The sequence below is a fragment of the Arthrobacter sp. R-11 genome (genome assembly GCF_049913155.1).
GTDB lineage: Bacteria > Actinomycetota > Actinomycetes > Actinomycetales > Micrococcaceae > Arthrobacter.
Map to the genome: position 1 here is coordinate 603,262 of NZ_CP183979.1, position 26,061 is coordinate 629,322.

Consider the following 26,061-nt stretch of genomic DNA (forward strand, 5'->3'; position numbering starts at 1 on the left):
CCATCCACATTCTTGCTGTGACCGGATACCCTAACACCCAATATATTGTGAGTTTCTACCAATAGATTGGGTGGCCGTCGGTGCTGCCCTGATGCATGGGGGCGCACGTGTCGACGACCTTTGATCAGCTGCTGGACTCCTACCGTGATCTCGCGGACTCGGAGCGCATGAAGGGCAACTACTTCGAACAGTTGATCGAGCAGTATCTCGAGAACGACGGCGTTCAAGCTCCCCAGTACACAGATGTGTGGCTCTGGAGGGATTGGCCCGGTCGCGACGGCAAGCCTGATACCGGCATCGACCTTGTGGCCGAGCGCGCCGATGGCGGCATCACGGCGATCCAGTGCAAGTTCTTCGCCGAGGACCACGTCATGCAGAAGCACGACATCGATTCCTTCATGTCAGCATCCGGGAAGAAGCCCTTCACGCACCGGCTGATCGTTTCTACTACTGCGAACTGGTCCAAGAACGCGGAGGAGATGCTGGATAACCAGCACCTTCCGGTCCAGCGCATCGGTCTGGCGGATTTTCGGCATTCCAATATCGACTGGGCAAGCTACGAGATCACGAACCCGCACAAGGCGCCCAGGCTCCACGAAAAGAAGCAGCTCCGCACACATCAGCATGAGGCCGTCACTCAAACCATGAAGGGCTTCGTCGAGAGTGACCGGGGCAAGCTGATTATGGCTTGCGGCACGGGAAAGACTTTTACGGCGCTGAAGATCGCTGAACGTTTTGCGGACAGGGAGGGCCATGCCCGCATCCTGTTCCTGGTCCCGTCGCTGGCCCTGATGTCGCAAAGCCTCAAGGAATGGTCGGACGAGACCGAGCAGCCCATGCACGCCTACGCGGTTTGCTCCGACGTGAAAGTTGGCCGACAGAAGAACGCCGACCTGACCGACGTCGCGATTCATGACCTCCAGATCCCCGCCACGACGGACGGCAAGACGCTGGTTGAGGCAATGGGCAAACGGGAACTCGATGAAGGCGTGACAGTGGTGTTCTCCACCTACCAGTCCATCGAAGCCGTAGCCGAGGCCCAGCGGGCGGGCCTGCCGGATTTCGACCTCATCATTTGCGACGAAGCTCACCGGACCACCGGCGCCACCCTGTCGGGCACAGAGGAATCACACTTCGTTAAGGTTCATGACAACGCCAAGATCGTCGGCGCCAAGCGGCTCTACATGACGGCAACCCCGCGCCTGTTCAATGACGACACCAAGAATGCCGCCCTGGAGCGGGACGCCATCCTTTGTTCCATGGACGATGTTGAGCTGTACGGCCCGGTCTTCTATCGGATTGGCTTCGGCGAGGCCGTCACCAAGAAGCTGCTCAGCGATTACAAGGTCCTCGTTCTCGGCGTCGACGAGACCCAGGTGGTTTCCTCCTTCCAGGATCAGCTGGCTGACTCCAACATGGAACTGCAGATCGACGACGTGGCCAAGCTGATCGGCTGCTGGAACGGCCTGGCGAAGCGGCGCTCAGGAGAGTTTGAGTCATCGTTTGGCACAGACTGGCAGCCCATGAAGCGAGCCGTTGCCTTCAACCGCGACATCAAATCTTCCAAACTCGTGGCCTCGGAGTTCGAAGAATTGGTCCGGGTCCACCTGACCAACCTGGATAACGATGACCCTACTGACGACCTCAAAATTGAGGTCAAGCATATTGACGGCGGATTCAATGCGGTTGCCCGATCCGAGCGTCTGGACTGGCTCAAGGAAGATGTAAACCACGACGGCGGCAGCGGCCAAGGCAGTCACCCAACCTGCCGGATTCTCACCAACGCTAGGTGCCTGACTGAGGGAGTTGATGTCCCGTCGCTTGATGCTGTGCTGTTCCTGAACCCGCGTAACTCAATGGTGGATGTGATCCAGGCGGTGGGCCGTGTCATGCGTATCGCGCCGGGGAAGCAGTTTGGTTACATCATTCTGCCGATCGCCATTCCGGAGGGCATGTCTACATCCGAAGCGCTGAAGGACAACGCACGCTACAAAGTGGTGTGGCAGGTGCTCCAGGCTCTTCGTGCCCACGATGAGCGTATGGATGCTGCGATCAATCAGATTGAGCTGAACAAGAACGCTCCCGAGTCAATCCTGGTGGAGACGGTCGACTTGCGCTCGAAGAAGAAGCCCAGCCTTCTGAACCCGGACCCGACTCCGGACCCGGACACACCCCAGGACCCCGAGTACGTTCAGCCCACCCTCCAGTTTCCGGCAGAGGAGTGGAAGGACTCTGTTTACGCCAAGATCGTGGACAAGTGCGGCAACCGTATGTACTGGGAGGACTGGTCCAAGGACATTGCGGCCATAGCCAACAAACACATTCTGCTGATCAATGCCTTGCTGGAGCAGGCGGACCCCAACCATCGCTCTGCCTTTGATGACTTCATCAAAGGGCTGCAGGAGAACCTGAATCCGGAGATCGACGAGCCGCAGGCTGTCGAAATGCTGGCACAACACTTGGTGACCAAGCCTGTGTTCGATGCAATGTTCGCCGATTCCAACTTCACCGAGCACAATCCTGTCTCCCAAGCGATGCAGAACATCCTGAACCAGCTGGATGAAAACTCGGCGTTCGAAAAGGAACGCGGCGGACTGGAAAAGTTCTACGAATCCGTCCGGGCCCGCGTTCGGTCGATCGATAACGCCGCAGCTAAGCAGAAGATTATCCTTGAGCTCTACGACAACTTCTTCCGGAATGCCTTCCCACGGGTAGCCGACCGTCTCGGCATCGTCTTCACGCCGGTGCCGGTGGTCGACTACATCCTGCGCTCGGCGGATGCTGCTCTGCGTCTTGAATTCGGAAAGTCGCTCTCCGACGAAGGCGTCTCAATACTCGAGCCCTTTGTCGGCACCGGGACGTTTGTCACGCGACTTCTGCAATCCGGACTGATCAAACCCGAAGACCTGCACCGGAAGTACACGCAGGAACTGTTCGCCAACGAGATCGTGCTGCTCAGCTACTACATTGCCGCGATCAACATCGAGACGGTGTTCGCCGAGGAGTCTGCCAAGCAGGGGTTGAACCACGGTTACATCCCCTTTGACGGCATCGCGCTCACGGACACCTTCCAGCTCAATGAGTCCGACGGCGCGTTCGAGTCCGTCGTGTTCCCGGAAAACTCCGAGCGCGTGAAGCGGCAGAAGAACCAGGAAATCCGGGTTATCGTCATGAACCCGCCGTATTCAGCAGGCCAGACAAGTGCAAACGACAACAACCAGAATCAGAAATATCCGGCCCTGGATGATTCGATCGCTTCCACTTATGCCGCTCTATCTACTGGCACCAACAAGAACAGCCTTTACGACTCCTACATCCGAGGTATCCGCTGGGCGTCCAACCGCATCAAGGATGACGGCGTGATCGCCTTCGTCTCCAACGGCAGTTTCATAGATGGCAACACGGCTGACGGAATCCGAAAGACCTTCGCCAGAGAGTTCAGCAGGATCTTCGTCTATAACCTACGGGGCAATCAGCGTACTTCGGGCGAACAGTCCCGTAAGGAGGGCGGCAAAATTTTCGGCAGCGGTTCGCGCACTCAGGTGGCGATCTGCCTACTCATCAAGAATTCGTCCCGCACTGGATCTGCTGAAATCTGCTACCGCGATATTGGCGATTACCTCACACGTGAGCAGAAGCTCGACATCCTCGAAATCGAGCAGTCCCTTGAAGCCACTGAATGGGATTCCATCAAGCCGAATGAGCACGGTGACTGGATCAACCACCGCGATGATCGCTACGACAGTTTTCAGCCGATCGGGGACAAGGCCACGAAGGGGAAGCCGGGAACACCAGGAGTCTTCGAAAACTATTCATCTGGCCTCAAGACCAATCGCGATGCCTGGTGCTACAACTTCAGTCGAGACGCGCTTGAACTGAATATGCGGCGAATGATCGCAAACTATGAAGAACAGCGCGCTCTAGGAACGGAAGTGATCGACCACGATCCAACCAAGATTAGCTGGAATCGCGGGCTGCTAGCAGACCTTTCGAAGCAGCGGGAGCACCGCTATTTTGAGAAGTCAATTACTGCTTCGATCTATAGGCCATTCACAAAGCAAACGGCCTACTTTGCCCGTGAAATGAACGACATGATTTATCAACTACCTAAGCTTTTCCCGACCCCCAACCATCTGAATATCGGATTTGTTCTGACTGGTGTCGGAGTTCCGCAGAGGCACACAGCGCTAATGGTCGGCCTTCTGCCTGACCTAAACATTCTGACCGCAAACCAATGCTTCACTCTCTACACCTACGAACCTGTTCCCGAAGGTGAACTCCCTCTGGTATCCGGGGATGCCGTCGTCTTGGACGGCTATGTCCGTAAGGACAACATCACCGACGCGACGCTGACCGCCTATCGCGGCTTCTACGAGGATCCGGCCATCAGCAAGGAGTCCGTTTTCTACTATGTTTACGGCCTGCTGCACAGCCCGACGTACAAGGAGAAGTACAAGGCCGATCTAGTAAAGATGCTGCCGCGGATCCCAAAGGTCAAGGACTTCTGGGGGTTCAGTAAGGCTGGCCGTGACCTTGCTGATCTGCACCTGAACTACGAAACGGTGGAGCCGCACGCGCTGGAGGAAATCGTAAAGGGCGCCCCGGGCGACGATGAGTACGAGTTCTACCGTGTCAACAAAATGTCCTTCGGCGCCCGCAAGGACCGTTCGCGGATCATCTACAACTCCAACATCACCCTGGCTGGAATTCCGGAGGAAGTCTTCGACTACCAGGTCAACGGTAAGTCGGCTCTGGAGTGGATTCTGGACCGCTATCAGGTGACCACTCACAAGGATTCCCAGATCGTCAATGATCCTAATGATTACTCCCGAGAGGTCGACGACCCTCGCTACATTCTGGACTTGATCAAGCGCGTCGTCACGGTTTCGTTGAATACGAATAGAATTGTCGCTGACCTGCCGAAGTTTGAGATCGCGGAATAGCATGTCGAACTCAACTGCTCGAACGTCTTCAATCCTCGACTTTGAAGCGGCAGCCAAACTCTTGAAACTCGAAGCGTATGGAGATTGGTATAGAGATCCGTGGTCGTGGTTCGAACTCGAGCCTGAAGTAGTGAAGAAGATGGATATGGAAGCTGACCTGGGCTTCGCTCGCCGCGTAAAGGCCTCGGGCAACGGGTTCGGTTTCGATGTCAGTCCCTCGTTTCATCTTCTAACCATCCCCAAGTCATTCACTGGAGTGCGTCCAGGTGTGGTCATAGATCCTGCCAGCAAGCTCGTTTATACTGCTGCGGCGTCACAGATAGCCACTCGCATGCATGGCGGACTTTCGGAATGGGTTTATGGATGGCGGCTGCGGGATGGCGAGGCTACCGTCACTACGGACGAACGAAAGCTATACGAGGATTCTGTTTCGAATATTCGTGGGTCGCGATGGGCCTTGCAGACTGACATCACCTCCTTTTTTGCATCAACGGACATTGATAACTTGATGGATGACATTCGATCCATCATCGGGCGCACGGCGGCTACTGACGCTGTTGATCAAGTATTGAGAGCCCATATGCAGTTGCCGGAACGACAGGGACTTCCTCAGAGATGCTATGCATCATCGTATTTGGCAAATCTGGCCGTAGCTCCGGTCGATGATGTGATTGGTGGTGCGCTATCAAATGGACGAATTTCGTCGGCGCGACGATGGATGGATGACATAAGCGTTGAGGCGGAGGATCTGGCTGAGCTTTACCGTCTCATAGTTGAAATTCAAGCCGCCATGCGTCGTGCAGGATTGGAAATAAATACTTCCAAAACGCATCTAACGAGCGGAAAGAAGTCGCATACTCTCCTTAAGAAGGACTCCCCGGACAAGATTGAACTTCAAACCCTCCTCTTAATGAACTCGTATACAGATGAGATAGAAGATGCTGGCATTGACCTGGCTCCTCTTGCGCATGCCGAGGAGCATCTCCTCAGGAACCCCCGCGGGATCAACCGAGGTGAAGGCGCGATGGTCCTTAGGGCCCTACGCAAGTACGAAAAGACGGATCGCTACTTGGAATGGCGGAAGATCGCCCATCAGCTGCCGCACCTGGCTGATTCATTGGGGCGCTACTTCGCCTCGGCCATCGACAGTAACGGTCGCGCGCGGGCTGCCTTAGAACGATGGTTTGTGGTGTTTGAGCGTTCGCCATGGGCGTCGCTTGAGTGGGTCTCCACGCAGTATGCAATGGCATTTTCCTCAACTAACCTCCCGCCGAGCATCGGGACTATCCTGCACGGTTGGCTCAAAAGTAGCCATAGCCTCCAGCAGGTGAGTCTTGCTGCACAGCGTCTTTCGATAGTCGATCCGAAACTTGCGAGGGCAACCATCTCAGCCCGTTCGAGCCATGAAATGGATCCGCAAGTGCAGCGGGCACTTGCTCTGGGCTTGGCTGCGGCAGGTGGCGGCCAGCGTGATGTCCGTGAGCTCCTTGCGCGCTCGAAGCACAACAGGTTGACAACGAAGGCCCTTGAGCTGCGGGGCTGGCGTCCTCCGAAAGACAGTCACGACGTCGACCCCGTCACGGGATGACGACATGCTCGAAAACCGGGTGGTGTGGCGAATCGTCAGTTATGGCGTCTGACGGTTACCGCCACCCCTTCACCGGCCAAGTCATGAAAGCCGGTTCCTCGTAAGGGTGCGCCGCACGCAACGCCCGCACGACGTCGTCGAGCAGCTCCTCCTGAACCACGCACTCGATCCGGAGTTCGGGCACCTGCTCGGGCTCGTTCACGGCGCCAATGAACGGTTGCGCACCGGCCAGGGGAGTGAAGCGGCCGGTGCCCGGGGTGGTGAACGCGCAGTGGCTGTAGTCGCCGATCCGGCCGGCGCCAGCGTCCCCAATGGCTGCCAGGAGGGCCTCGCTGTGCGGGAGCGGAACATAGACCACCAGTGCGTGGAGTTGGCTCATCCCACCATCCTGCCAGCGGCCCCGCAAACCCGCGGGAAACAGGTCAAAGGATGGTTTCTAATTTCCATTGCCAAACCAGAGGTCTCAGCGGAACATTGGTATGTACACCGATTGGGGCAATCTCAAGGTTGTGAGGCGTAGGGCCTGTTGGGGAGACCGGACCCGGCGTCTCAACGGAGTACCGCAGGAATGGGCGCATTGGGGGCGTCCATTTTTTCGTTAAGGCGCGAAGCGGCCCCGCAGGAGCCGGCCGAACGGCTCGATTGGGAGATGCTGGAAATCTCAGGTACAGTAAGACCTGCTTTTGATTCAGAAGCAATGGAGAATTCGCCTAGCGGCCTATGGCGCACGCCTGGAACGCGTGTTGGGTTAACGCCCTCGGGGGTTCAAATCCCCCATTCTCCGCGTTTGGCCCCGGTCCCTTTCGAGGGAGCCGGGGCCCTTTGCGTTAACGCCCAACTGACTAGCAGTTGTGGCCGTTTTGAGGCGCGAAAACGGCCACAACTGCGAGCTAGTTGGGCGGACCGGCCGGCCCGGGGAACCTTTCAGCTCCGCGCAGCGGCCACCCGCTCAAGCACTTCGCGGCAGGCCAGAATGGCCGGGTGGATGCGGCCGGCCTTGCGCGTGGACGTGAAGATGGTGCGGTGCGGCAGCTCGGGCAGTTCCAAAAGCTGCACGGACTTCGCCCGCCCGGTCCACACGAGGTCCGGCATCAGGGCGACGGCGTTGCCGGACTCGATCAGGCGGATCTGCGCCTGGAGGTCCGCGGTTTCGTAGCGGACGTCCGGTTCGAAGCCCGCCGAACGGCAGGCCTGCTCGGCCCAGTGCCGGGACGCTGCGCCGTGCGGTTCCATGACCCACGGAAGCGAAGCGGTGTCCGCCAGCGTCGTGATTGTTTCCCCGCCCAGCCCCACCGGGGGAGTGGCCAGCCGGATAGCGTCGCTGGTGAGGGTGGCGCGGTCCAGGCCCGTGTGGTGCGGCGCGGCATGGCCGGGGTACTGCTCGGCCACCACGATGTCGAAGTCCCGTGCCCAGGTTTCGTAGAGGGCGGTCTCGGGTTCGCGCTGGGTCATTTCCACTCGGACCTCCGGATACTCCGCCCGCATGGAGGTAAGGAAGTCCGGCATGAGCGCCAGCGCCGCGGACTGGAACACAGCCAGCCGCACGGTGCCGGTGACGGAGGAAAGGGATGCAGCAAGGTCCGTTTCGGCCCGCTCCAGGATGGCCAGCAGGGATGCTGCGTGCTCCACGAGGATTTCTGCCTGCGGGGTGAGCTGCACGCGCCGGCCGGACTTGCGCAGCAGCTCCACGCCGGCTTCCTTCTCCAGCAAAGTCAGCTGCTGGGATACCGACGACGGGCTGTACTTCATCGCGTCCGCCACCTCGGCCAGGGTCCCGCGGATCTTCAGCTCATGCAGCAATCGAAGCCGCCGGACGTCCAGCATGGGCCCTCCAAAAATGCTCGAAAAGTCTAACGAATATCATTCGGAAAAGTTCGCTTTTCCTAATCTGATTGTAGATCCATACTGGTGGAAACGAAGCACCATCCCTAAGGAAATACGCGCATGAGCACACCAACCCGGGAATCCCGCGCCGCCGCCGGAAACCACGTTTTTCCGGACGCCGGCCACTTCCAGGAACTCGGCAACGAAGCCACCGCCCTGGTCCGTCACTGGCTCACTGAGGCCTCGAAGATTCCTGTTGACATCTCGGCCCAGCGCCTGGCCGGCGTCCTGAAGGACCCCAACGGCCTGGACTTCACGGTCGGATTCGTCGACGGCGTCATCCGCCCGGAGGATCTCTCTGTGGCCGGCCGCAACCTGGCCAAGCTCGCCCCGAAGGTCCCGGCCTTCCTCCCCTGGTACATGCGCGCCGCCGTGCGCGCCGGCGGCATCATGGCCCCGGTCGTGCCGCAGCTGGTCATCCCGATCGCCCGCAAGGTCCTGCGCGACATGGTCGGCCACCTGATCGTGGACGCCACGGACGCCAAGCTCGGCCCCGCCATCGCCAAGATCAAGAAGGACGGCGTCCACCTCAACATCAACCTGCTCGGCGAAGCCGTGCTGGGCGAGCACGAAGCCGACCGCCGCCTCGAGGGAACCCTCAAGCTCCTGGCGCGTGACGACGTCGACTACGTCTCCATCAAGGAATCCTCCACCGTGGCCCCGCACCCGCTCTGGGCCTTCGACGAGGCCGTGGACCACGTGGTGGAGAAGCTCACCCCGCTGTACCGCCTGGCCGCTTCCTTCCCCAAGCCCAAGTTCATCAACCTGGACATGGAGGAATACAAGGACCTCAGCCTCACCATGGCCGTGTTCAAGAAGATCCTCGACAAGCCCGAGTTCAAGAACCTCGAGGCCGGCATCGTGCTCCAGGCGTACCTGCCGGACGCCCTGGCCGCCATGCAGGACCTCCAGGAATGGGCCGCCGCACGCCGTGCCAACGGCGGTGCCCCCATCAAGGTCCGCGTCGTCAAGGGCGCCAACCTGCCCATGGAACAGGTCCAGGCCTCCATCCAGGGCTGGCCGCTGGCCACCTGGGGTACCAAGCAGGACTCGGACACCAACTACAAGCGCGTCCTCAACTACGCACTCACTCCGGAGCACATCGACGCCGTCCGCATCGGCGTGGCCGGACACAACCTCTTCGACATCGCCTTCTCCTGGCTGCTGGCCAAGGAACGCGGAGTCACCCAGGGCATCGAATTCGAAATGCTGCTCGGCATGGCAACCGGCCAGGCCACCGCGGTGCGCAAGGATGTCGGCAGCCTCCTGCTGTACACGCCGGTGGTGCACCCGGGCGAGTTCGACGTCGCCATCGCCTACCTGATCCGCCGCCTCGAAGAGGGCGCCAGCCAGGACAACTTCATGTCCGCGGTTTTCGAACTCGCCGAGAACGAGAGCCTCTTCGAGCGCGAGAAGCAGCGCTTCTTCGCCTCCCTCGCGGAGCTGGACGATTCCGTTCCCGCGCCGAACCGCACCCAGGACCGCAGGAAGGCCCCGGTTCCCGCCCCGCGCGAAGGCTTCGCCAACACCCCGGACACCGATCCCGCCCTCCCGGCCAACCGCGCCTGGGGCCGCGCCATCCTCGAGCGCATCCCGGGCTCCACTGCCGGCAACGACGTCGTTGAATCCACCAAGGTCGCCACGGCAGAAGAGCTGGACCGCATCATCGCCACGGCCGTCTCCGCAGCAGACAAGTGGGGCGCCCTGCCCGCCGCCGAGCGCGCCGCCATCCTGCACCGCGCCGGCGACGTCCTGGACGCCCGCCGCGCCGAGCTCCTTGAGGTCATGGCCTCCGAAACCGGCAAGACCATCGAACAGGGCGACCCGGAAGTCAGCGAGGCGGTCGACTTCGCGCACTACTACGCCGAGCGCGCCAAGGATCTGGAAACAGTCGACGGCGCCACGTTCGTCCCGGCGAAGCTCACCGCCGTGACCCCGCCGTGGAACTTCCCGGTCGCCATCCCTGCTGGCTCCACCCTCGCCGCACTCGCCACCGGCTCCGCCGTCGTCATCAAGCCCGCAAAGCAGGCCCGCCGCTCCGGTTCCGTCATGGTGGACGCCCTGTGGGAGGCCGGTGTGCCGCGCGAGGTGCTGGCGCTCGTGCAGCTCGAAGAGCGAGAGCTCGGCACCCAGCTGGTGTCACACCCGGACGTGGACCGTGTGATCCTCACCGGCGGTTACGAGACCGCTGAACTGTTCCGCTCCTTCCGCCAGGACCTGCCGCTACTCGCGGAAACGAGTGGCAAGAACGCCATCATCGTCACCCCGCACGCCGACCTGGACCTCGCCGCCAAGGACGTCGTCTACTCGGCCTTCGGCCACGCAGGCCAGAAGTGCTCGGCCGCCTCGCTGGTGATCCTGGTGGGCTCCGTGGCCACCTCCACCCGCTTCCGCAACCAGCTCCTGGACGCCGCCCGCTCCCTGCAGGTGGGCTACCCGGAGCAGGCCACCACCCAGATGGGCCCGATCATCGAACCGGCCAAGGGCAAGCTGCTGCACGCCCTGACCACCCTCGGCGACGGCGAAAGCTGGGCCGTGAAGCCGGAGAAGCTGGACGAGACCGGCCGGCTGTGGTCCCCGGGGATCCGCTACGGCGTCAAGCGCGGCTCCTACTTCCACCTGACCGAGTTCTTCGGACCGGTGCTCGGCGTGATGACCGCGGCCACCCTTGAGGAAGCCATCGCCATCCAGAACGAGATCGAATACGGCCTCACCGCGGGCCTGCACTCCTTGGACTCCGAGGAGATGGGCATCTGGCTGGACACCATCCAGGCCGGCAACCTCTACGTCAACCGCGGTATCACCGGCGCGATCGTGCAGCGCCAGCCCTTCGGCGGCTGGAAGAAATCTGCAGTCGGCGCGGGCACCAAGGCCGGCGGCCCGAACTACCTGATCGGCCTGGGCAACTGGGTTCCCGCGGAGCCCGCCGCCAAGCCCGGCACCATCCTCACCGGTCCGGCCGCAGCCATCCTCGCCGCCGCCAAGACCACGGTAAGCGCCGAGGAGGCTGACACCCTTCAGCGGGCCCTCCACAGCGACGCCGCAGCCTGGGCCGCGGAGTTCGGCACCGCCAAGGACGTTTCAGGGCTCAGCGCCGAACGGAATGTCTTCCGCTACCGGGCTCTCCCGGTGACCGTGCGCCTGTCCGAAGGTGCTTCGCTCGCCGAACTGCTGCGGGTTGTCGCGGCCGGCGCGGTAGCCGGCTCGGCTATCACGGTGTCCTCCGCCGTCGAGCTGCCCGACGCCGTCGTGGCTGCCTTCGCCGGAGCGGGCGTGAGCTCCCGGATCGAAAGCGACGCCGAGTGGCTGGCGTCGGCGGCTCGGATCAACGGCGGTCGCATCCGCCTGATCGGCGGGGACTACGCCGCCCTGGCCGCCGCCACCGGCGGACGTCCCGACGTCGCGGTCTACCACGGCCAGGTCACCCCGGCCGGCCGGATCGAGATGCTGCCCTTCCTGCACGAGCAGGCTGTCAGCATCACGGCGCACCGTTTCGGAACCCCGAACCACCTTTCGGATGCGCTGATCTAGCGTTAGCTGAAACGAAGCAAGTCCGGTGCCACGGCAATGCCGTGGCGCCGGACTTGTGGCTTAACGGAGAGTGCTAGGCCGCGATGCCCAGCCGCCGCAGCCGGTCCCGGGCAGCCTTTTCGCTGGAACTCTGCCGCCCCAGGCCCAAGCGGACGAAAGCGAGCACCAGCCGGGCCGGCAGCACTGTAGGCAGCGGGATCGGTCCCAGATGCGGCGTCCGCAGGCCAAGCAGCTCCCGGTACCGGGGATCCAGGCTTCCGACGGCGGCGTTGAAGAGGATGCGGTATCCGGACCGCAGGGAAGGCGCCAGTGGAGGGTTGCGGATGAACTCCACGGTTTCCTTGAGCCGGGCGTCCGAACGCAGCTCGCCCGAGGTGTACCAGCGGTCCATTTCCTCGCCGACCTCCGCGAGCGTCTCCGGCGGGTTGACGACGCCCATCAACCGCCCGGCCTGTGCCCATTCCCGCACGTACGCGTCGGCGCCGCCCGGGATGGGGCCACCCCAGATGCGATGGACGGAAACGAAGGAGTCGGCGTAGGTGGCGTGCACCCAGCCGAGCAGCTCGGGATCGAGGGCGGAGTAGCCGCGGGGCTTGCCCTGGTTGTCGGTATACGTGCCCTGCACGAAGCGGTGGATCCGCCGTACCTTCGCCGTGGCGTCCCGCGCCGCGGCCCGGGAACCGTAGCTCACCGTGAAAATCCACCGGATGGTACCGGCCAGCCGGCCCAGCGGGTCCTCCTGGAACGCCGAGTGGTCATAGACTCCCGCCAGTGCGCCGGGATGCAGGGACTGCGTCAACAGCACCCGGATGCCCGAGATGATTGTGGCCACCGACCCATGCACCGCCCAGACCGCCGAGCCGGGGCGGTGATAGCCGGGGTCGTCGCCGTCGGCAAGTTCCAGTACCCAGTCAGGAACGGCCTGCGGGTGACCGGTGAAGGTCGTCCGCAGTTCCCCCCGCCATTTCCGGATGAAGCTGACCATCTTCCATTCTGTGCCCGACGGCGCGGGTTCCGTAAGGGCGGACAGAAAACAGGAAGGCGGCCGCGGCACTTAGCCGCGGCCGCCTTCCGGAATTGATGCGGTAGTCAGGCAACCGGCTGAGCGGTGACTGGCCGGCGTCGGCGTCCCGGGGACGCTGCCACCAGCAGCGCCGCGATCGCGACGGCGGCACTCAGGACCAGTCCCGGACGGTACTGTTCCAGCATGGCGGCCGCGCTCGCGCTGCCTGCTGAGTGGCCGTGCCCGCTGACGATCGCCGTGGTGACGGCGAGCACCAGGGCCGCCCCCACCTGGGTGCTGGTCTGGATCAGGCCGGCGGCAAGGCCCTGTTCGGAATCGCGGATCCCGGCGGTGGCCTGCACGTTGATGGACGGGAACGCAAGGGCGAAGCCGATGCCCAGGAGGATGATCGAGGGCAGGATGTCCAGAACGTAGTTGGGCGTGGTCCCCACTCGCAGGAACAGTACGTAGCCCAGGCCCAGGGACACCAGGCCGGTAAGGATCAGCGTGGTGGCGCCGAACCTCTCGATCAGGCGGTCCGCGAACGGAGCGCTCGTGGCCACGATCAGGCCCGCGGGGAGCAGGGCGAGCGCCATGCCCAGCGGCGACCAGCCCAGCACGGACTGCAGGAACAAGGTGACGATGAACTGGAAGCTCAGGTAGGAGCCGAACAGGCCGATCGCGCTCAGGTTGGCCTTGGCCACCCAGCCTTCACGCAGGATGCCGAAACGGATCAGGGGATGCTTGACCTTGCTCTCGATCACGGCGAATGCCGCGAGTACCGCGGCGGAGACTGCGAACCCGGCGATTGTTGCCACAGATCCCCAGCCCTTTTCCGGAGCCGATACCAAGGTGTAGACCAGTCCGAGCATGCCCAGGGCGAGCGTCACCGCACCCCAGATGTCGTGCCCGTTGTTTTCCGCCGTCGGCTTGTCCCTGGGGATGTACCGCAGGCCGAGGAGGACGACGGCGACGGCGACCGGCACCGAAACGAGGAACGTCCAGCGCCAGCTGAGGCTGGTCATGAGGCCGCCGACCACGAGGCCAAGGGAGAAGCCGCTGGCGCCGAAGGTGGTGAAGATGGACAGTGCCTTGTTCCGTTCGCGGCCTTCCGCGAAGTTGGTGGTGATGATGGAGAAACCGGTGGGTGCCGTGAAGGCGGCGGCCAGTCCCTTGACGAAGCGCGTGGCGATCAGGACGGTGGGATCGTTCACCAGGCCGCCCAACAGGGAGGCGGCGGCAAAGACGCTCAGGGCGATCAGGAAGATCCTGCGCCGGCCCAGGAGGTCGGCGAGGCGGCCGCCCAGGAGCAGCAGGCTTCCGTAGCCCAGGACGTAGGCGGACACGATCCACTGCAGGGAATCGGTGCCCAGCCCCAGCTCGTGGCCGATGGACGGAAGGGCGACGCCCACCATGGAAACGTCCAGGCCGTCGAGGGCGAGGACGGTGCAGACCACCATCAGCAGGAGCCACTGGGCGCGGGTCCAGCGGACGGCGTTGTGGAGTTTTTCGGCAGATCTTTCGAGGGTGTTCGTCGAAGTCATGGCATCAATGTATATGACGCGTCATTCAATGACAAGGAATATTATGACGTGGCATTTAAATGCGTAATGAACTAGAATCGGGGGCATGGCAACGACAGACCGCCAGTTGGTTGAGCAATGGCGCAGCATCCAGGACGCCTACTTCCGCACTTCCTGTGCGATCGACCGGGCGCTCGAGGCCAAGTTCGACATCGGCCTCAACGAATTCGAAATCCTGGACCTCGTGGCGGAAAGCTCCGACACCGCCTGCCGCATGAAGGCGCTGGGGGAGCGCACTCCCATGACGCAGAGTGCCGTGTCCAAGGTCGTGGACCGGCTCGAGAAAGCCGGCCTGCTGGCCCGCCATTCCTGCGCGGATGACCGCCGCTCACTCTTCCTCGAACTGACAGACGCCGGCCGTGCGCTCCACCAGCAGGCCGCCGTCGAGCACCGCGCCCTCCTGAAGGAAAACCTCAGCTGAGCGGAGCGCTCCTTGCAGGGGTTCCTTTTCCCTTCCCATGACGTCAGAATAGGCGTGTGCGTCCGGGCTAGGTGGGCGCCGCTTATGGGGAGTGCAAGTGGGTAAACACCACGAGTCCGGCCAGGGTTTCATCCTGGTGCGGTCCAAGGCTTTCGGACGATCATTGTTCTGGAGCTTTTTCGGAGTCCTGATGCTGCTGGTTTTTGGTGCCCAGGGCCCCCTACCCATGGCCCCGTTCCAGGCCCAACCGGCGAGCGGCAATGTCGGGCCGTACTTGCTGGACGGGGGACCGCCACCCTCCCTGGCGGTAGGCGCCGACGCGATCCTGTCCTTTGAGCGTTCCACTGTCGAAACCGTCGCGAAGAGCGGCAAGCGCCACCTCAACGTTGCCTCCCAGGACCTGGACAGGCCGGGCAAGGGAAAGCTCTACGCTCCCCTCGAACACCTGGTTCCCACTTCCCCCTTCGGCCTTCGCATTGACCCGCTCAGCGGAAAACCGGGCGAGTTCCACTGGGGCCAGGACTTCGCGGCGCCCTGTGGCACACGGGTCTACACGGCTGACGCCGGTGTGGTCCGCGCCGTCGGCTGGCACCTGTGGGGTGGCGGAAACCGGGTGGAAATCGACCACGGAAACGGCCTCATCACCACTTACAACCACCTGCAGGGGATCGGGGTCAAGAAAGGCCAGTCGGTCAAGGTAGGCCAGGTGATCGCCAAGGTCGGCACCACGGGGTCCTCCACAGGTTGCCACCTGCATTTCGAGACGATCGTCAACGGCGTGCACAGCGATCCGGCCGCGTGGACCCTCATCCCAATCAGGCAGGCGGACCCGCTCGACAACATTCCAATGGTCAACTACGCACCCGGTGCCGGTTCGACGGTGACCGAGGCACCGAACTGGGCCGTCCCGGTGGCCGCCGCCCCTGAACGGGAAGTCATCGGCGGCGAGCAGGAGGCCCGCGTGACGCCGGCACCGACGGCGTCCGCGACACAGACGGCCAGCCAGTCGCCGACCGCCACGCCGTCGTCGACGTCGACCCAGACGTCGACCGGTACGGCAAGCCCGACGCCGACGTCGACTGATACCGCAACGGCGACGCCGACGTCGACTGGTACCGCGACGCCGAGCCAGACTCAGACGTCGACCGCGACACCGACTCCGACACAGACCCAGACAGCTACTCCGACTCCGACCTTGGCGCCGGCGCCGGCGCCGACAGAAACTCCCGCGCCGCTGCCGCCGTTGACGACGGCACCGACCGAAACCCCCGCGCCACTGCCAACGCTGACCGAGACCCCGGTGCCCACGAGTCCGCTGCCGGGCAGCACCACACAACAGCTGAGCCCGTCTCCGTCGGAGTCGCTTCCCGAATCGACGGTTCCGGCTCCGTGACCGGTTCCTCCCTTGATCTGGCCCGGCCCCTTGATCTGGCCCGGCCCCTGATCTGGCCGTGCCCCTGACGCGGCCCTGCCCCCGGACCCGGTCCGGCAAGCGCAGCTGTTTCAGCCGCATGCTTCCCACGCACTAGACTCGGACCCCGGTGCAGCGCATGTCTTCGCGGCGCCGAACCCCTGCTCCACCCAGTGCTAAGGAAGTTCCATGTCCCCGCTCCACTCCATCCCGCTCACCTTCAACGACGGCTCGGAGGGGGACTTCGGGCGCTTCGCCGGGAAGGCCGTGCTGGTGGTCAACGTGGCCTCCGCCTGCGGCTACACGAAGCAGTACGCGGGCCTGGAGGAGCTGTACGGCAAGTACCGTCACCAGGGCCTTGAGATCCTCGGCGTACCGTGCAACCAGTTCGGCGGCCAGGAACAGGGCAGCGACGCCGAAATCGCCGAGTTCTGCCAGCGCAACTTCGGGGTCACGTTCCCGCTGATGAGCAAGAGCAACGTGCTGGGCAAGCAGCAGCACCCGCTATACGCCGAGCTCACCCGTCCCGCGGATGGCGCGGAACTGCAGAAGGTGAAGTGGAACTTCGAGAAGTTCCTGGTCAGCCGCGAGGGCGAGGTGCTCGCCCGCTTCCCGTCCGCCGTCGGGCCCGACTCCGAGGAGCTCATTGGAGCGCTCGAAGAAGCCCTCGCCTGATCCCCGCGTGGCTCCTTCACGCAGTCTCGACACCGGGCCGCCGCGCGTACAAACTGGGACGTGACCGCGGGCAGTGGTCCACGCTCGGAGCCAGGGAGGACGCAGGCGATGGATAACAAGGATCTGGTGCAGAAGGCCGGCAGCGAACTTTTCATCGACCGGGACCTGGGTGCGATCGACCGATGGTGGGCGGCGGATTACCGCCAGCACAGCGCCATGGTAGGTGACGGTCCCGAGGCGCTGCGCGGACTGGTTGAAAATGTGCCCGCGGACTTCCGTTACGAGCCGGTCCGCATACTCGCAGACGGCGATCTGGTCGCCATGCACGGCACCTACTACGGCTTCGGGCCGGTGCCGCTGGTCGCCTTTGATGTTTTCCGGGTGGCCGACGGAAAACTTGCCGAGCACTGGGACGCGCTGCAGCCCGCGGTGGCGGAAACAGCGAGCGGCCGAAGTCAGGTCGACGGCCCGGCGGAGGTAACCGCGCCCGAACAGACTGAGGCGAGCCGCGCCGTCGTCATGGGTTTTGTTGAGGCTGTGCTCAAAGGCGGGCAGGCAGACCGGATCGGCGAGTTCATCAGTTCCGAGCAGTACCACCAGCACAACCCCGCCGTGCCGGATGGCCTGGACGGGCTCGGTGCCGCCCTCAAGGCCTGGGCCGAACAAGGCATCACGGTGGAGTACGGCACGGTGCACCGCTCGGTGGCCGAAGGCGAGTTTGTCCTGACCCAGTCCGAAGGGCTGCTGGGCGGCAAACCCACCGTCTTCTACGATCTTTTCCGGGTCGACGGCGGGAAGATCGTAGAGCACTGGGACGTCGTGGCCGATATTCCGGAGTCACTGCCGCACGGCAACGGCCTCTTTTAGGCTGGTGTGATCTTCAAGGGGATCGAACTCCAGCCACGCAGGGTGTTGTGCAGGTACGGCACCGGTTCCCCGGCTGGCTCGATGCTCTTGATCCGGACGGCCATCTCGGTGAACAGCACGTCCATTTCGAGGCGGGAGATCGGCTGCCCCACGCACTGATGGATGCCCATGCCGAAGGCCAGGTGCCCGCCGGCGTTCCGGTCGATCCGGAAGTCGTCGGCGGTGTCTCCCCACTGGCGGGCGTCCCGGTTGGCGGACCCGACGAACAGCAGCACCTTCGAACCTGCCGCCAGTGGCGCGCCGCGGAAGACGGTGTCGGCGGAGACGGTCCGGAAGAAGGATTGGAACGGCGATTCGAAGCGCAGGGCCTCGTCGATGGCGAACTTCGCCAGCCGCGGGTTGGCGTGCAGTGCCGCCCATTGCTCCGGGTGGGAAGCCAGGGCCTGCAGGGTATTCCCGATCGAGAACACCGTGGTGTCCAAACCTGCCGACAGCATGGCGCGCACCAGCAGCGCGGCCTGGTCTGCCGTGATTTCCCCGTGGTCCGATGCCGCCCAGATCTGCGCGCCCATACCTTCGGGGGAGAGGTTCTCCCGGGCACAGTTGGCCATCACCCACTCGTGGGTGCCGGCGCCCTTCTCGAAGAATGAACGGGAGCGTTCGTCGTCGGGCCCGAACGCGCTGAAGTTCATGGCGCCGTGCGGCAGCAGGTTCCTTTCGCGGCCCTCCCGCGGAATCCCGACGGCGTCGCCGAACACCCGGATGGGGAACAGCTCGGCCAGCTCCGTGACGCCGTCGAAGGTTTGCTGTTCGATCAGCCGCTCCACCAACTCCTTGGCGAAGACCTCGAATCCGGCGCGCAGGGAGCGCACGCCGCGCGGCGAAATCACCGCGGACATGGCGGCCCGCATGGGACCGTGCACGGGCGGGTCGGATTCCAGGATGCCCTGGGGCCGCCACGCGGGCTCCTTGTGCAGGTTCTTCGGGCCCACACCGGCGCTGGAGATGAAGGTCCGGTAGTCCTCCAGGATGTCCCGGCATTCCGCGAAGCCGGCGAAGGCGGGAACCCCGTACTTCTCGAGCCATACCGCCGGACCCGCCGCACGCATGCGCTCGAACAGCGGGTACGGGTCGGTGAGGTTTTCATCCGTGTAAGGGTCGTCCGCGAAAACGGGAAGGGCTGGCGGAGTGCTGTCTGTGGAGGTGTCCAAGGGCATTCGGGCCTCATTACGGTCGGGGAGTTCGCGCTGCGGGGTGGCGGATTCGTGGGCCCAAGGTATCGGTAAGAAAGAGCAGTGAGTAAACAGAATTCTCATTCTGTGGGAATACTGTTTGTCGAAGCGCCTGAATGCCCCGCACGATCTACTGCGTAACAGCTCACGGCGGAACGGAAAGGACGGGCAGTGGCAGGACAGGCATCATTCGAGCGCGGCCTCAGGATCCTGTCCGCCGTCGCCGACGCCGGGGACACCACCGTTGAGGCCGTGGCCTCCAAACTGGACATCCCCGTCAGCAGCACCTACCGCTACTTCCGCCAGCTGCGCGAGCTCGGCTTCGTCCAGGAGGACGCCGGGCTGTACCGGCCGGGCCGGGCGCTGCTGGCGCTCACCGGTAGGCACCTGACGCAAAGCCATCTGGCCGAGGTGGGCACCGCCGTACTCAAGGACATCGTGGACACGGTGGGCGAAACCGCCGTCATGGTGATCCGGGTGGGCACCAGGGCCATGTGCCTGCGCCGCGTCGAACCGGACAAGGCCATCAAATACACCTTCGCCGTCAACGAACTCCTGCCGCTCAGTGCGGGAGCTGGCCCGCGCGCGCTGCTTGCCTGGGCGCCTGGCGACGTCGTGCGCCAGGTGCTCGACGGCGGCCTGCCGCGCTTCACGGACAACACGCCCACCGCCGAACAGCTGCAGTCCAGCCTCGCGCAAATCCGCGCGTCCGGCTGGGTGGTTTCCCGCGGCGAGCTCGACCCGGGGGCCGTCTCTGTGGCGGTGCCGGTGATGTTCGGCGGCGAGGCGGTCTGCGCCCTGAACGTTGCCGGGCCGGAGAGCCGCTGCGGCTCGCGGAGCTGGCTGAACACCACCCTGAAGACCATGAACGAGGCAGCGGAGAACCTGGCGGCGTCGCTGGGGACCCTGGCTGGCCAAGGAACAACGCGCCGACACACAACACGGGAGGCAAACGATGACGCTGCACACTCTGCCTGAAACAGAACGGCTTGAAACAGAACGGCTTGAAACCGCACCGGTGGTTGTGGGGGCCGCCCGGGCTACCCTGGAGGAACTGGTGCAGGTGGCGCGCCACCGCCGGCCCGTGGTGGTGGACGACGCCGCGCTCGCCCGGATGAAGCCAAGCGAGGAGTGGCTTGGCAGTGTCATGGAACGCATGGAGGCCGGCGAAGACACCGCCCCGATCTACAGCATCAACACCGGTTTCGGCTCCCTCGCCGGGCGCAAGGCCTTCGCGGAACCCTCCGACGCTGCCGAGCTGTCCCGCCGCCTGGTCATTTCCAACGCCTCGGGCGTGGGCCGCTACGTGGACGAGGAAGTGGTCCGGGCAACCATGTTCATCCGGATCGTCAGCCTCACCCAGGGCTACTCCGGGGTGCGCGGCGACATCGTGAAGACCCTGGCCGACATGCTCAACCGCGGCGTCCACCCGGCCATCCCGGAGTTCGGTTCGCTCGGCGCGTCCGGCGACCTCATCCCGCTGGCCCATATCGCCATCGTGATGTCCCGCTCCCACCAGGGCGACGACCTGGAGCTGGATTCGGGCGAGGCCTTCGTGGACGGCTCCGTGGTTTCCGGCCTCGCCGCCATGAAGCACGCCGGGCTCGAACGGCTTCCCTTGGGAGCCAAGGACGGCCTCGCCCTGCTCAACGGAACCTCCTTCTCCTGCGCCCAGGCGGCCCTGGCCCTGAACGACGCGCAGAACCTCCTGGAAACCGCACAGATCACCGCGGCCATGAGCATCGAGGCGCTCATGGGATTCGGCGACGCCTTCATCGACGAACTCCACCAGGCCCGCGGCCAGCGCGGGCAGATCGAGGTGGCGGCGCGCCTGCGTGAACTGCTCAGCGGCAGCGGACTGGTGGACGGCGACGCCGGCCGCGACCCCGTGCGCCAGCCGCCGCAGGATGCCTACTCGCTGCGCTGCATCCCGCAGGTCTTCGGCCCGGTCAAGGACACCCTGGACTTTGCCGCGGGAATCATCGACAACGAGATCAACGCCGCCACGGACAACCCGCTGATTTTCCCGTCCCTGCCAGCCGGCCGCAGCCTGAAGGCGGTGTCCGGCGGCAACTTCCATGCCGAGTACGTGGCCTTCGCGGCCGACTTCATCTCGATCGTGGTCACCGAGATCGGCAACATCACCGAACGCCGCCTGTTCCGGCTGGACGACGGCACCTTGAACCGCGGCCTGCCGGACATGCTCGTGGCCAGCGAACAGATCGGCATGGACTGCGGCTACATGCTGCCCCAGTACCTTGCCGCGGCCTTGGTTTCCGACTGCAAGACCCTGGCGCACCCGGACAGCGTGGACTCCATCCCCACCTGCGCCAACCAGGAGGACCACGTCTCCATGGCCAACAACGCCGGCCGGCACACCAGACAAATCGTGGCGAACATTGAAACCGTGGTGGCGGTGGAACTGCTCATGGCGGCCCAGGCCCTGGAACTGCGCATGGGCCTTCGCGCCACGGCGGAGGCCAGGCCCGGCCCCGCAAGCCTCGCGGCGCTCGCATTCCTGCGCTCCGTGGCTTCCGATGACGGCCGCCCCATCGACCACATCACCCAGGACGTGGTCCTCTACCCGCGGCTGCGCAAGGCCACCGAACTCGTCCATTCCGGTGCCGTCGTCAGCGCCGTCAACGCCGTGATCGGAGGCCGGGAATGACGCTGCAGTCGGCCGAGGCCGGGGTGGCAACGAAAGGCTTCACCCGCCTGACGGTGGGCGGCATCCGCGAGGAAGCGGACGGCATCGTCTCCGTCCTGCTGGAGGACCCCGACGGCGGTGCGCTGCCGGCCTGGGAGCCCGGTGCGCACATCGATGTGCTGCTGCCGAACGGGCTGCTCCGCCAGTACTCGCTGTGCTCGGACCCCGCGGATTCCCGGGGCTGGCGGGTAGCCGTGCTTCGCGAACCAGCCGGCCGGGGCGGTTCGGACTTCATCCACGGGATCCTCCGCCCGGGAGACGCCGTCGAGGTCCGGGGGCCGAAGCACAATTTCCGCGGCAACGCGCCGACGGCGGGGGAGAAGCTGTTCATTGCCGGCGGGATCGGGATCACCCCGCTGCTGCCGATGATCCGCGCCGCCGCGGCAGCCGGCGAGCCGTGGCGGCTGCTGTACCTGGGGCGGAGCCTGCGGTCCATGGCATTCCTGGATGAGCTCGCGGCAGTCGACCCGGACGGAACCCGGACCCGGATCCACGCGAAGGACGACGCCGGGCTGCTCGATCTGGCGGGATACCTCGCGGACGCCGGCGGCGCCGTCGTCTACGCCTGCGGGCCGGCCCGCCTGCTGTCGGAACTGCGTGCGGCCCATGCTGCCGGAGCCGTGGCCGGCCTGGTGTTTGAAGACTTCGGTGCCGGTTCAGCTGAAACGCCCGACGGCGGCGCGTCTGCCTTGGGCCCGGACGACTCGCCTTTTGTGGTGGAAACCGCCGACGGGCAGGAAATAAACGTCGCGGCTGGCGAAACAATTCTTGATGCCCTCCATAGATCTGGCGTTCCGGCATTGAATTCCTGCAGGAAAGGAACATGCGGCACCTGCGAAACCGTCGTCCTGGAAGGAATTCCTGATCATCAGGACGACATTCTCAGCGAGGAGGAGCGTGCATTGAATGAAACAATGATGATTTGCGTTTCCCGCTGCCGCGGGGAAAGGCTCGTGCTCGACATTTAGGCGTGGCCAGGCCTGCCCACGTGGCGGTCGGGGCGCGGGCAGGTGCTCCAGGTAGCCGTCAGCGTGCTTCCTGCGCCCCGGACTTTCGAAATAGTAATCCCTCGAATTTCGATGCCGCATGCCCTTTTTCAAATGCCGGGATCCGGCCATTCTGGATCCGGCATTTGCTTTCTCCCTGGCGGTGCTGGTCGCGGTGAACGCGTTCCCTCAAAGGTGAGAGAGGCCCTCTCCCCCCACTACGCCCTCAAACTTGAAGAGACTTGACGGCAAGCTTTGACTGCGGAAGGCTCGCTCATATCGTGAACGCTCGCGGGCTCTCATAATCTGGAAGGACGTCGGTGCATGACTCAAACCGGACAGGTCTGCATCGTGGGTCTCGGAACCGTTGGGCACGCTCTGGCGTGCGCTATGCTGGCCGCCGGATACCGAGTCGCCGGAATCGACCTGAATGTCGATCGGCAGAATGACCTGCTGCGTAGCGTCGGTGCCCCATCGACCGCCCGGGCACTCATCGTCGGCGCAGATCCTGTGCCCGCGGACAGTCACATTATCGCCGTCGACACGCCTCTCCGGCCCATGGACCAGGACGTGGACCTTGGTTCCCTAGTCAGTGCGAGCCGCGCGGTCGGAGGTGTTCTACGACCCGGCGATCTGGTCGTCGTGCGATCGACTGTGCCGGTTGGGACGGTTCGGAACACGGTGTGGGGCGAGCTCTCCGACTCCTCTGGGCTGTCCGCTGACGAGTTCCACCTTGCCTATGCGCCCGAACGGAGCATCGTGGGCGACGAGGCCCGGGAACTCGCCACGCTGCCGCAACTGATCGGGGCGTTCGACGCGGAGGCGGCACAGCGGGCCGGCGACCTCCTTGCGGCGGTCACCGGACCCATCGTCACCATGCAAGCGGTCGAGGCCGCCGAGCTCGCCAAGCTGGCGCACAACGCCTACAGCGACCTGCGGCATGCCTTTTCGAACCAGATCGGCATGATCGCCGAGCGCTACAACCTGGACGCCGTGCGCTTGATCGACGAAGCGAACAGAGACTACCCCAGGGACACGATGGTCAGGCCATCACCCGGGGTCGGAGGCTCGTGCCTGACCAAGGACCCATACCTTCTTGCCCAGTCGCTCGCTGATCCGAGCCGCCCGAACTTGTTCACCATCGGCCGCGAGGTAAACGATAGGGTCGCAGCCGACATCATCACCTTGGCTGTCGACTTCGCCGCTACTCAAGGGGCGGAGATCCGAGTGTTGGTCTGCGGTGCGGCATTCAAGGCGCGTCCGCCCACACGGGACACCCGCGGTTCCGTTGGTGTGCTGGTCGCTCATGAGTTGAGCGCCCGCGGGCTGGCCGTCGTCGTTCACGACCCGCACGTAGACGCACAACAGATGCGGGATCTGGGATTGTCGCCCCATCCCGATCTCTTTGACGGCACTCGCTTCGATATCGTGCTGCTGCTCAGCGACCACTCGTATTACGAAGAGGAATTGATTGGAGGCGAGGTGCGGCGCCTGCTGGCATCCCCGTCGCTGGTGTACGATCCCTGGAATCTTGTCGACCCGACCACCCTGCGCCGAGACGCTCCCGACGCCGCTTACGCCAGTATCGGTTACCGATCGACGCAGGCGACTGCTGTCGTCAGCCGCGCGCCAACCGAATGAGGGCGCGGTCGTCGAAGCTCCGATCCCCCGGCCGCAAGGACTTGGTCTGCGGATGACGACCTATGAGCAAGGGGTCGTCCGCCAGAAGTTCGGCAAGGGAAGCCTCGCATTCGACGAGCGTCGGGAGCACCACCGGATAGCCGTCCGTGACCAAAGTGACGTCGCGGGTAGCATCCGGTAGGGCGCGCACAAGGATGTGCCGGCTGGGCACTGCTCTCCCGTCCAGCGCTCCGAAGTAGTAGTCGCCCAGTTCGTCGACGTTGCGCAAGTGGCGCTCCTGGCGGAGAAGCCCGAGGATGAGCTCCCGGCCGGGGTCGTCTGCCGCCAGCCGGTCCAGAGCGTACCCGTCTCTCAGACTCGCGGTCAAGAAGGCTGCGCGTACGCGACTCGCAGCGCGCTCGTGCGGCGGGGAGAACGTCACGGTTTCGCCGTCGACACAGAATCCGCCTGAACCCACCAGCCATATCTCGTTCCGAAGCCCCGAGTAGAGCACGACCGAGGCGGAATGCAGATAGTCAGGTGCCGCGCGACCAGCAATGGCCCTCGTGAGAATGTCCATTGCGCGGACCGCGTCGGCATCGACGGGAATGTCATGGACCGCAGTCTCCACGATGTCGGCCAGCTCGGCCCCGGTGGGTGCGGATCCCTTCTCTGGGCCCTTTGCGGATGACCCATCGACGACGCCCCAAAGGCCGTCAGCCACGAGCAGCCGGTCAGCGCCTGCAGACTCTGGCGTTTTCGAGACACAGATCGACTCGACCATGGTGATCTTCATCAGAACTCGCTAGGACCCAGCATGAGCTCCGGTGTTTCGATGAACTCGTCACCCATCACGCGCACCTTCACCACCAGGGCGTACTGGCGGTCCCCGAGGGATCTGAACTTCTTGGGGTTGCTTAGGAAGTACCTGACGGCTGCGGCAGTGCCGTAGGTGTGGGTTCCCGCGAAGATTGTCACCGAGGTTTTCGGGTTGAAGCAGTTCACTGCGCGCAGAATGTAGCCGTAGTCGTAGCCGGGTCGAGACTGGGACGGCGCTGGCGTGCTTGCCGGAGGCAGAATGGCTTCGCCTCCATCGGCGGCGTTGTGCACAATCACCTCGTCTCCGTTGGTTTGGATGGTGATCGGCAGCCTCGGTGCCATCCGATCAAGGACCTCTCGCGTCACCTCGTTGTTCTTGGGACCGCCCAACAGGATCAAGTCGCGCTCTCGGCTCGCGCCGTTCGTGTGCACCGACAAGGTGACGGCATTGCTGTCCAATTCGCCATATGCGCGGGTGAGGGACGGTACAAGGAGTCCAAGCGCGCGCACCTGTCCCAACCCCGTCATCCTCCTGGTATATGCGCCGGTGCCAACGGAGGCGCTCGTGGACAGTACGACGGAGGGACCGGCTTCTCTAAGCCGCCACAGACGTTTCGCGCGGCTGACGCGCACGCGCTTGGCCAGGACCGCCAAGACTGCGGATATCGTCAGGCCGATCGCCGCGCCGAGGGATTGCTCAAGGAACAGGTCGATCATGCGCTCTCCAAAGGGGCCGGGACCGGATAGTAGCGTTCAAGAAAGCTGACTCGTCTGCGCCGCGCCGCTTGTGC

The 26,061-nt window shown here is 64.0% G+C and carries 18 protein-coding genes and 1 tRNA gene; 12 read left to right on the top strand and 7 right to left on the bottom strand.

What is annotated here, in order from left to right:
• Nucleotides 1–95: 95 nt before the first annotated feature.
• Entirely contained in the window at nucleotides 96–4,943 is a 4,848-nt protein-coding gene (locus tag ACN9M4_RS02730) for a DEAD/DEAH box helicase (protein WP_426302046.1), read from the top strand.
• A gap of 1 nt (nucleotide 4,944) precedes the next feature.
• A complete protein-coding gene (locus ACN9M4_RS02735; RefSeq protein ID WP_426302047.1) occupies nucleotides 4,945–6,531 on the top strand; it encodes an RNA-directed DNA polymerase in 1,587 nt (528 codons plus the stop codon).
• Between the two features lie 55 nt (nucleotides 6,532–6,586).
• Here ACN9M4_RS02735 and ACN9M4_RS02740 read toward each other — a convergent pair whose 3' ends face one another.
• On the bottom strand, nucleotides 6,587–6,910 hold the full coding sequence (locus ACN9M4_RS02740; protein ID WP_426302049.1) for a hypothetical protein: 324 nt from the start codon (nucleotides 6,908–6,910) through the stop codon (nucleotides 6,587–6,589).
• Between the two features lie 320 nt (nucleotides 6,911–7,230).
• On the opposite strand from ACN9M4_RS02740, the gene ACN9M4_RS02745 reads away from it, so the two are divergent.
• A tRNA-Ser gene (locus tag ACN9M4_RS02745) sits at nucleotides 7,231–7,315 on the top strand.
• A gap of 140 nt (nucleotides 7,316–7,455) precedes the next feature.
• On the opposite strand, the gene ACN9M4_RS02750 is transcribed toward ACN9M4_RS02745, so the two are convergent.
• Nucleotides 7,456–8,355, bottom strand: a complete 900-nt coding sequence (locus ACN9M4_RS02750) for a LysR substrate-binding domain-containing protein (protein ID WP_426302050.1) — start codon at nucleotides 8,353–8,355, stop codon at nucleotides 7,456–7,458.
• Between the two features lie 120 nt (nucleotides 8,356–8,475).
• Here ACN9M4_RS02750 and ACN9M4_RS02755 point away from each other — a divergent pair, with 120 nt between their 5' ends.
• Nucleotides 8,476–11,946 (top strand): proline dehydrogenase family protein, encoded by a 3,471-nt coding sequence (locus ACN9M4_RS02755; RefSeq protein ID WP_426302051.1) that lies wholly within the window; start codon nucleotides 8,476–8,478, stop codon nucleotides 11,944–11,946.
• A 73-nt stretch (nucleotides 11,947–12,019) separates the two neighbouring features.
• Here the strand turns inward: ACN9M4_RS02755 and ACN9M4_RS02760 are convergent, their stop codons facing one another.
• Both ACN9M4_RS02760 and ACN9M4_RS02765 read right to left on the bottom strand, forming a co-directional pair.
• Complete coding sequence (locus ACN9M4_RS02760) at nucleotides 12,020–12,931, bottom strand: oxygenase MpaB family protein (RefSeq protein WP_426302052.1); 912 nt, start codon at nucleotides 12,929–12,931, stop codon at nucleotides 12,020–12,022.
• A gap of 104 nt (nucleotides 12,932–13,035) precedes the next feature.
• Nucleotides 13,036–14,493 carry an MFS transporter gene (locus tag ACN9M4_RS02765; protein WP_426302053.1) on the bottom strand — a complete coding sequence of 486 codons (1,458 nt, stop codon included), beginning with the start codon at nucleotides 14,491–14,493 and terminating at the stop codon, nucleotides 13,036–13,038.
• Nucleotides 14,494–14,578: 85 nt separating this feature from the next.
• On the opposite strand from ACN9M4_RS02765, the gene ACN9M4_RS02770 reads away from it, so the two are divergent.
• From ACN9M4_RS02770 to ACN9M4_RS02785, 4 genes are all read left to right on the top strand, one after another.
• Complete coding sequence (locus tag ACN9M4_RS02770) at nucleotides 14,579–14,953, top strand: MarR family winged helix-turn-helix transcriptional regulator (RefSeq protein WP_426302054.1); 375 nt, start codon at nucleotides 14,579–14,581, stop codon at nucleotides 14,951–14,953.
• A 97-nt stretch (nucleotides 14,954–15,050) separates the two neighbouring features.
• Complete coding sequence (locus tag ACN9M4_RS02775) at nucleotides 15,051–16,346, top strand: peptidoglycan DD-metalloendopeptidase family protein (RefSeq protein ID WP_426302055.1); 1,296 nt, start codon at nucleotides 15,051–15,053, stop codon at nucleotides 16,344–16,346.
• A 207-nt stretch (nucleotides 16,347–16,553) separates the two neighbouring features.
• A complete protein-coding gene (locus ACN9M4_RS02780) occupies nucleotides 16,554–17,039 on the top strand; it encodes a glutathione peroxidase (RefSeq protein ID WP_426302056.1) in 486 nt (161 codons plus the stop codon).
• A 108-nt stretch (nucleotides 17,040–17,147) separates the two neighbouring features.
• A complete protein-coding gene (locus tag ACN9M4_RS02785; RefSeq protein WP_426302057.1) occupies nucleotides 17,148–17,906 on the top strand; it encodes a nuclear transport factor 2 family protein in 759 nt (252 codons plus the stop codon).
• On the opposite strand, the gene ACN9M4_RS02790 is transcribed toward ACN9M4_RS02785, so the two are convergent.
• Entirely contained in the window at nucleotides 17,903–19,123 is a 1,221-nt protein-coding gene (locus ACN9M4_RS02790) for a cytochrome P450 (protein WP_426302058.1), read from the bottom strand. The genes ACN9M4_RS02785 and ACN9M4_RS02790 overlap by 4 nt on opposite strands.
• Before the next feature lie 186 nt (nucleotides 19,124–19,309).
• On the opposite strand from ACN9M4_RS02790, the gene ACN9M4_RS02795 reads away from it, so the two are divergent.
• The 4 genes from ACN9M4_RS02795 (at nucleotide 19,310) to ACN9M4_RS02810 (ending at nucleotide 24,472) form a co-directional block, all read left to right on the top strand.
• A complete protein-coding gene (locus ACN9M4_RS02795) occupies nucleotides 19,310–20,116 on the top strand; it encodes an IclR family transcriptional regulator (protein ID WP_426302059.1) in 807 nt (268 codons plus the stop codon).
• Complete coding sequence (locus ACN9M4_RS02800; protein ID WP_426302060.1) at nucleotides 20,094–21,806, top strand: HAL/PAL/TAL family ammonia-lyase; 1,713 nt, start codon at nucleotides 20,094–20,096, stop codon at nucleotides 21,804–21,806. Before ACN9M4_RS02795 ends, ACN9M4_RS02800 begins: the two co-directional genes overlap by 23 nt.
• The gene (locus ACN9M4_RS02805) at nucleotides 21,803–22,813 is read left to right on the top strand and encodes a PDR/VanB family oxidoreductase (protein ID WP_426302061.1); all 1,011 of its coding nucleotides are present in this window, start codon (nucleotides 21,803–21,805) and stop codon (nucleotides 22,811–22,813) included. The genes ACN9M4_RS02800 and ACN9M4_RS02805 overlap by 4 nt, the downstream gene beginning before the upstream one ends.
• Nucleotides 22,814–23,155: 342 nt before the next feature.
• A complete protein-coding gene (locus tag ACN9M4_RS02810; RefSeq protein WP_426302062.1) occupies nucleotides 23,156–24,472 on the top strand; it encodes a nucleotide sugar dehydrogenase in 1,317 nt (438 codons plus the stop codon).
• Here ACN9M4_RS02810 and ACN9M4_RS02815 read toward each other — a convergent pair.
• Together ACN9M4_RS02815 and ACN9M4_RS02820 are read right to left on the bottom strand one after the other, a co-directional pair.
• Nucleotides 24,450–25,247 carry a hypothetical protein gene (locus tag ACN9M4_RS02815; RefSeq protein ID WP_426302063.1) on the bottom strand — a complete coding sequence of 266 codons (798 nt, stop codon included), beginning with the start codon at nucleotides 25,245–25,247 and terminating at the stop codon, nucleotides 24,450–24,452. The two genes, ACN9M4_RS02810 and ACN9M4_RS02815, sit on opposite strands and share 23 nt — an antisense overlap.
• Nucleotides 25,247–25,987, bottom strand: a complete 741-nt coding sequence (locus ACN9M4_RS02820) for a hypothetical protein (protein WP_426302064.1) — start codon at nucleotides 25,985–25,987, stop codon at nucleotides 25,247–25,249. The genes ACN9M4_RS02815 and ACN9M4_RS02820 overlap by 1 nt, the downstream gene beginning before the upstream one ends.
• Between the last annotated feature and the right edge of the window lie 74 nt (nucleotides 25,988–26,061).

Coding starts and splice junctions, on each gene's coding strand:
- ACN9M4_RS02765 (WP_426302053.1), bottom strand. CDS start 14,493: ATGACTTCGACGAACACCCTCGAAAGATCTGCCGAAAAACTCCACAAC.
- ACN9M4_RS02810 (WP_426302062.1), top strand. CDS start 23,156: ATGACTCAAACCGGACAGGTCTGCATCGTGGGTCTCGGAACCGTTGGG.
- ACN9M4_RS02800 (WP_426302060.1), top strand. CDS start 20,094: ATGACGCTGCACACTCTGCCTGAAACAGAACGGCTTGAAACAGAACGG.
- ACN9M4_RS02820 (WP_426302064.1), bottom strand. CDS start 25,987: ATGATCGACCTGTTCCTTGAGCAATCCCTCGGCGCGGCGATCGGCCTG.
- ACN9M4_RS02785 (WP_426302057.1), top strand. CDS start 17,148: ATGGATAACAAGGATCTGGTGCAGAAGGCCGGCAGCGAACTTTTCATC.
- ACN9M4_RS02790 (WP_426302058.1), bottom strand. CDS start 19,123: ATGCCCTTGGACACCTCCACAGACAGCACTCCGCCAGCCCTTCCCGTT.
- ACN9M4_RS02815 (WP_426302063.1), bottom strand. CDS start 25,247: ATGAAGATCACCATGGTCGAGTCGATCTGTGTCTCGAAAACGCCAGAG.
- ACN9M4_RS02770 (WP_426302054.1), top strand. CDS start 14,579: ATGGCAACGACAGACCGCCAGTTGGTTGAGCAATGGCGCAGCATCCAG.
- ACN9M4_RS02740 (WP_426302049.1), bottom strand. CDS start 6,910: ATGAGCCAACTCCACGCACTGGTGGTCTATGTTCCGCTCCCGCACAGC.
- ACN9M4_RS02805 (WP_426302061.1), top strand. CDS start 21,803: ATGACGCTGCAGTCGGCCGAGGCCGGGGTGGCAACGAAAGGCTTCACC.
- ACN9M4_RS02730 (WP_426302046.1), top strand. CDS start 96: ATGGGGGCGCACGTGTCGACGACCTTTGATCAGCTGCTGGACTCCTAC.
- ACN9M4_RS02735 (WP_426302047.1), top strand. CDS start 4,945: ATGTCGAACTCAACTGCTCGAACGTCTTCAATCCTCGACTTTGAAGCG.
- ACN9M4_RS02755 (WP_426302051.1), top strand. CDS start 8,476: ATGAGCACACCAACCCGGGAATCCCGCGCCGCCGCCGGAAACCACGTT.
- ACN9M4_RS02750 (WP_426302050.1), bottom strand. CDS start 8,355: ATGCTGGACGTCCGGCGGCTTCGATTGCTGCATGAGCTGAAGATCCGC.
- ACN9M4_RS02760 (WP_426302052.1), bottom strand. CDS start 12,931: ATGGTCAGCTTCATCCGGAAATGGCGGGGGGAACTGCGGACGACCTTC.
- ACN9M4_RS02780 (WP_426302056.1), top strand. CDS start 16,554: ATGTCCCCGCTCCACTCCATCCCGCTCACCTTCAACGACGGCTCGGAG.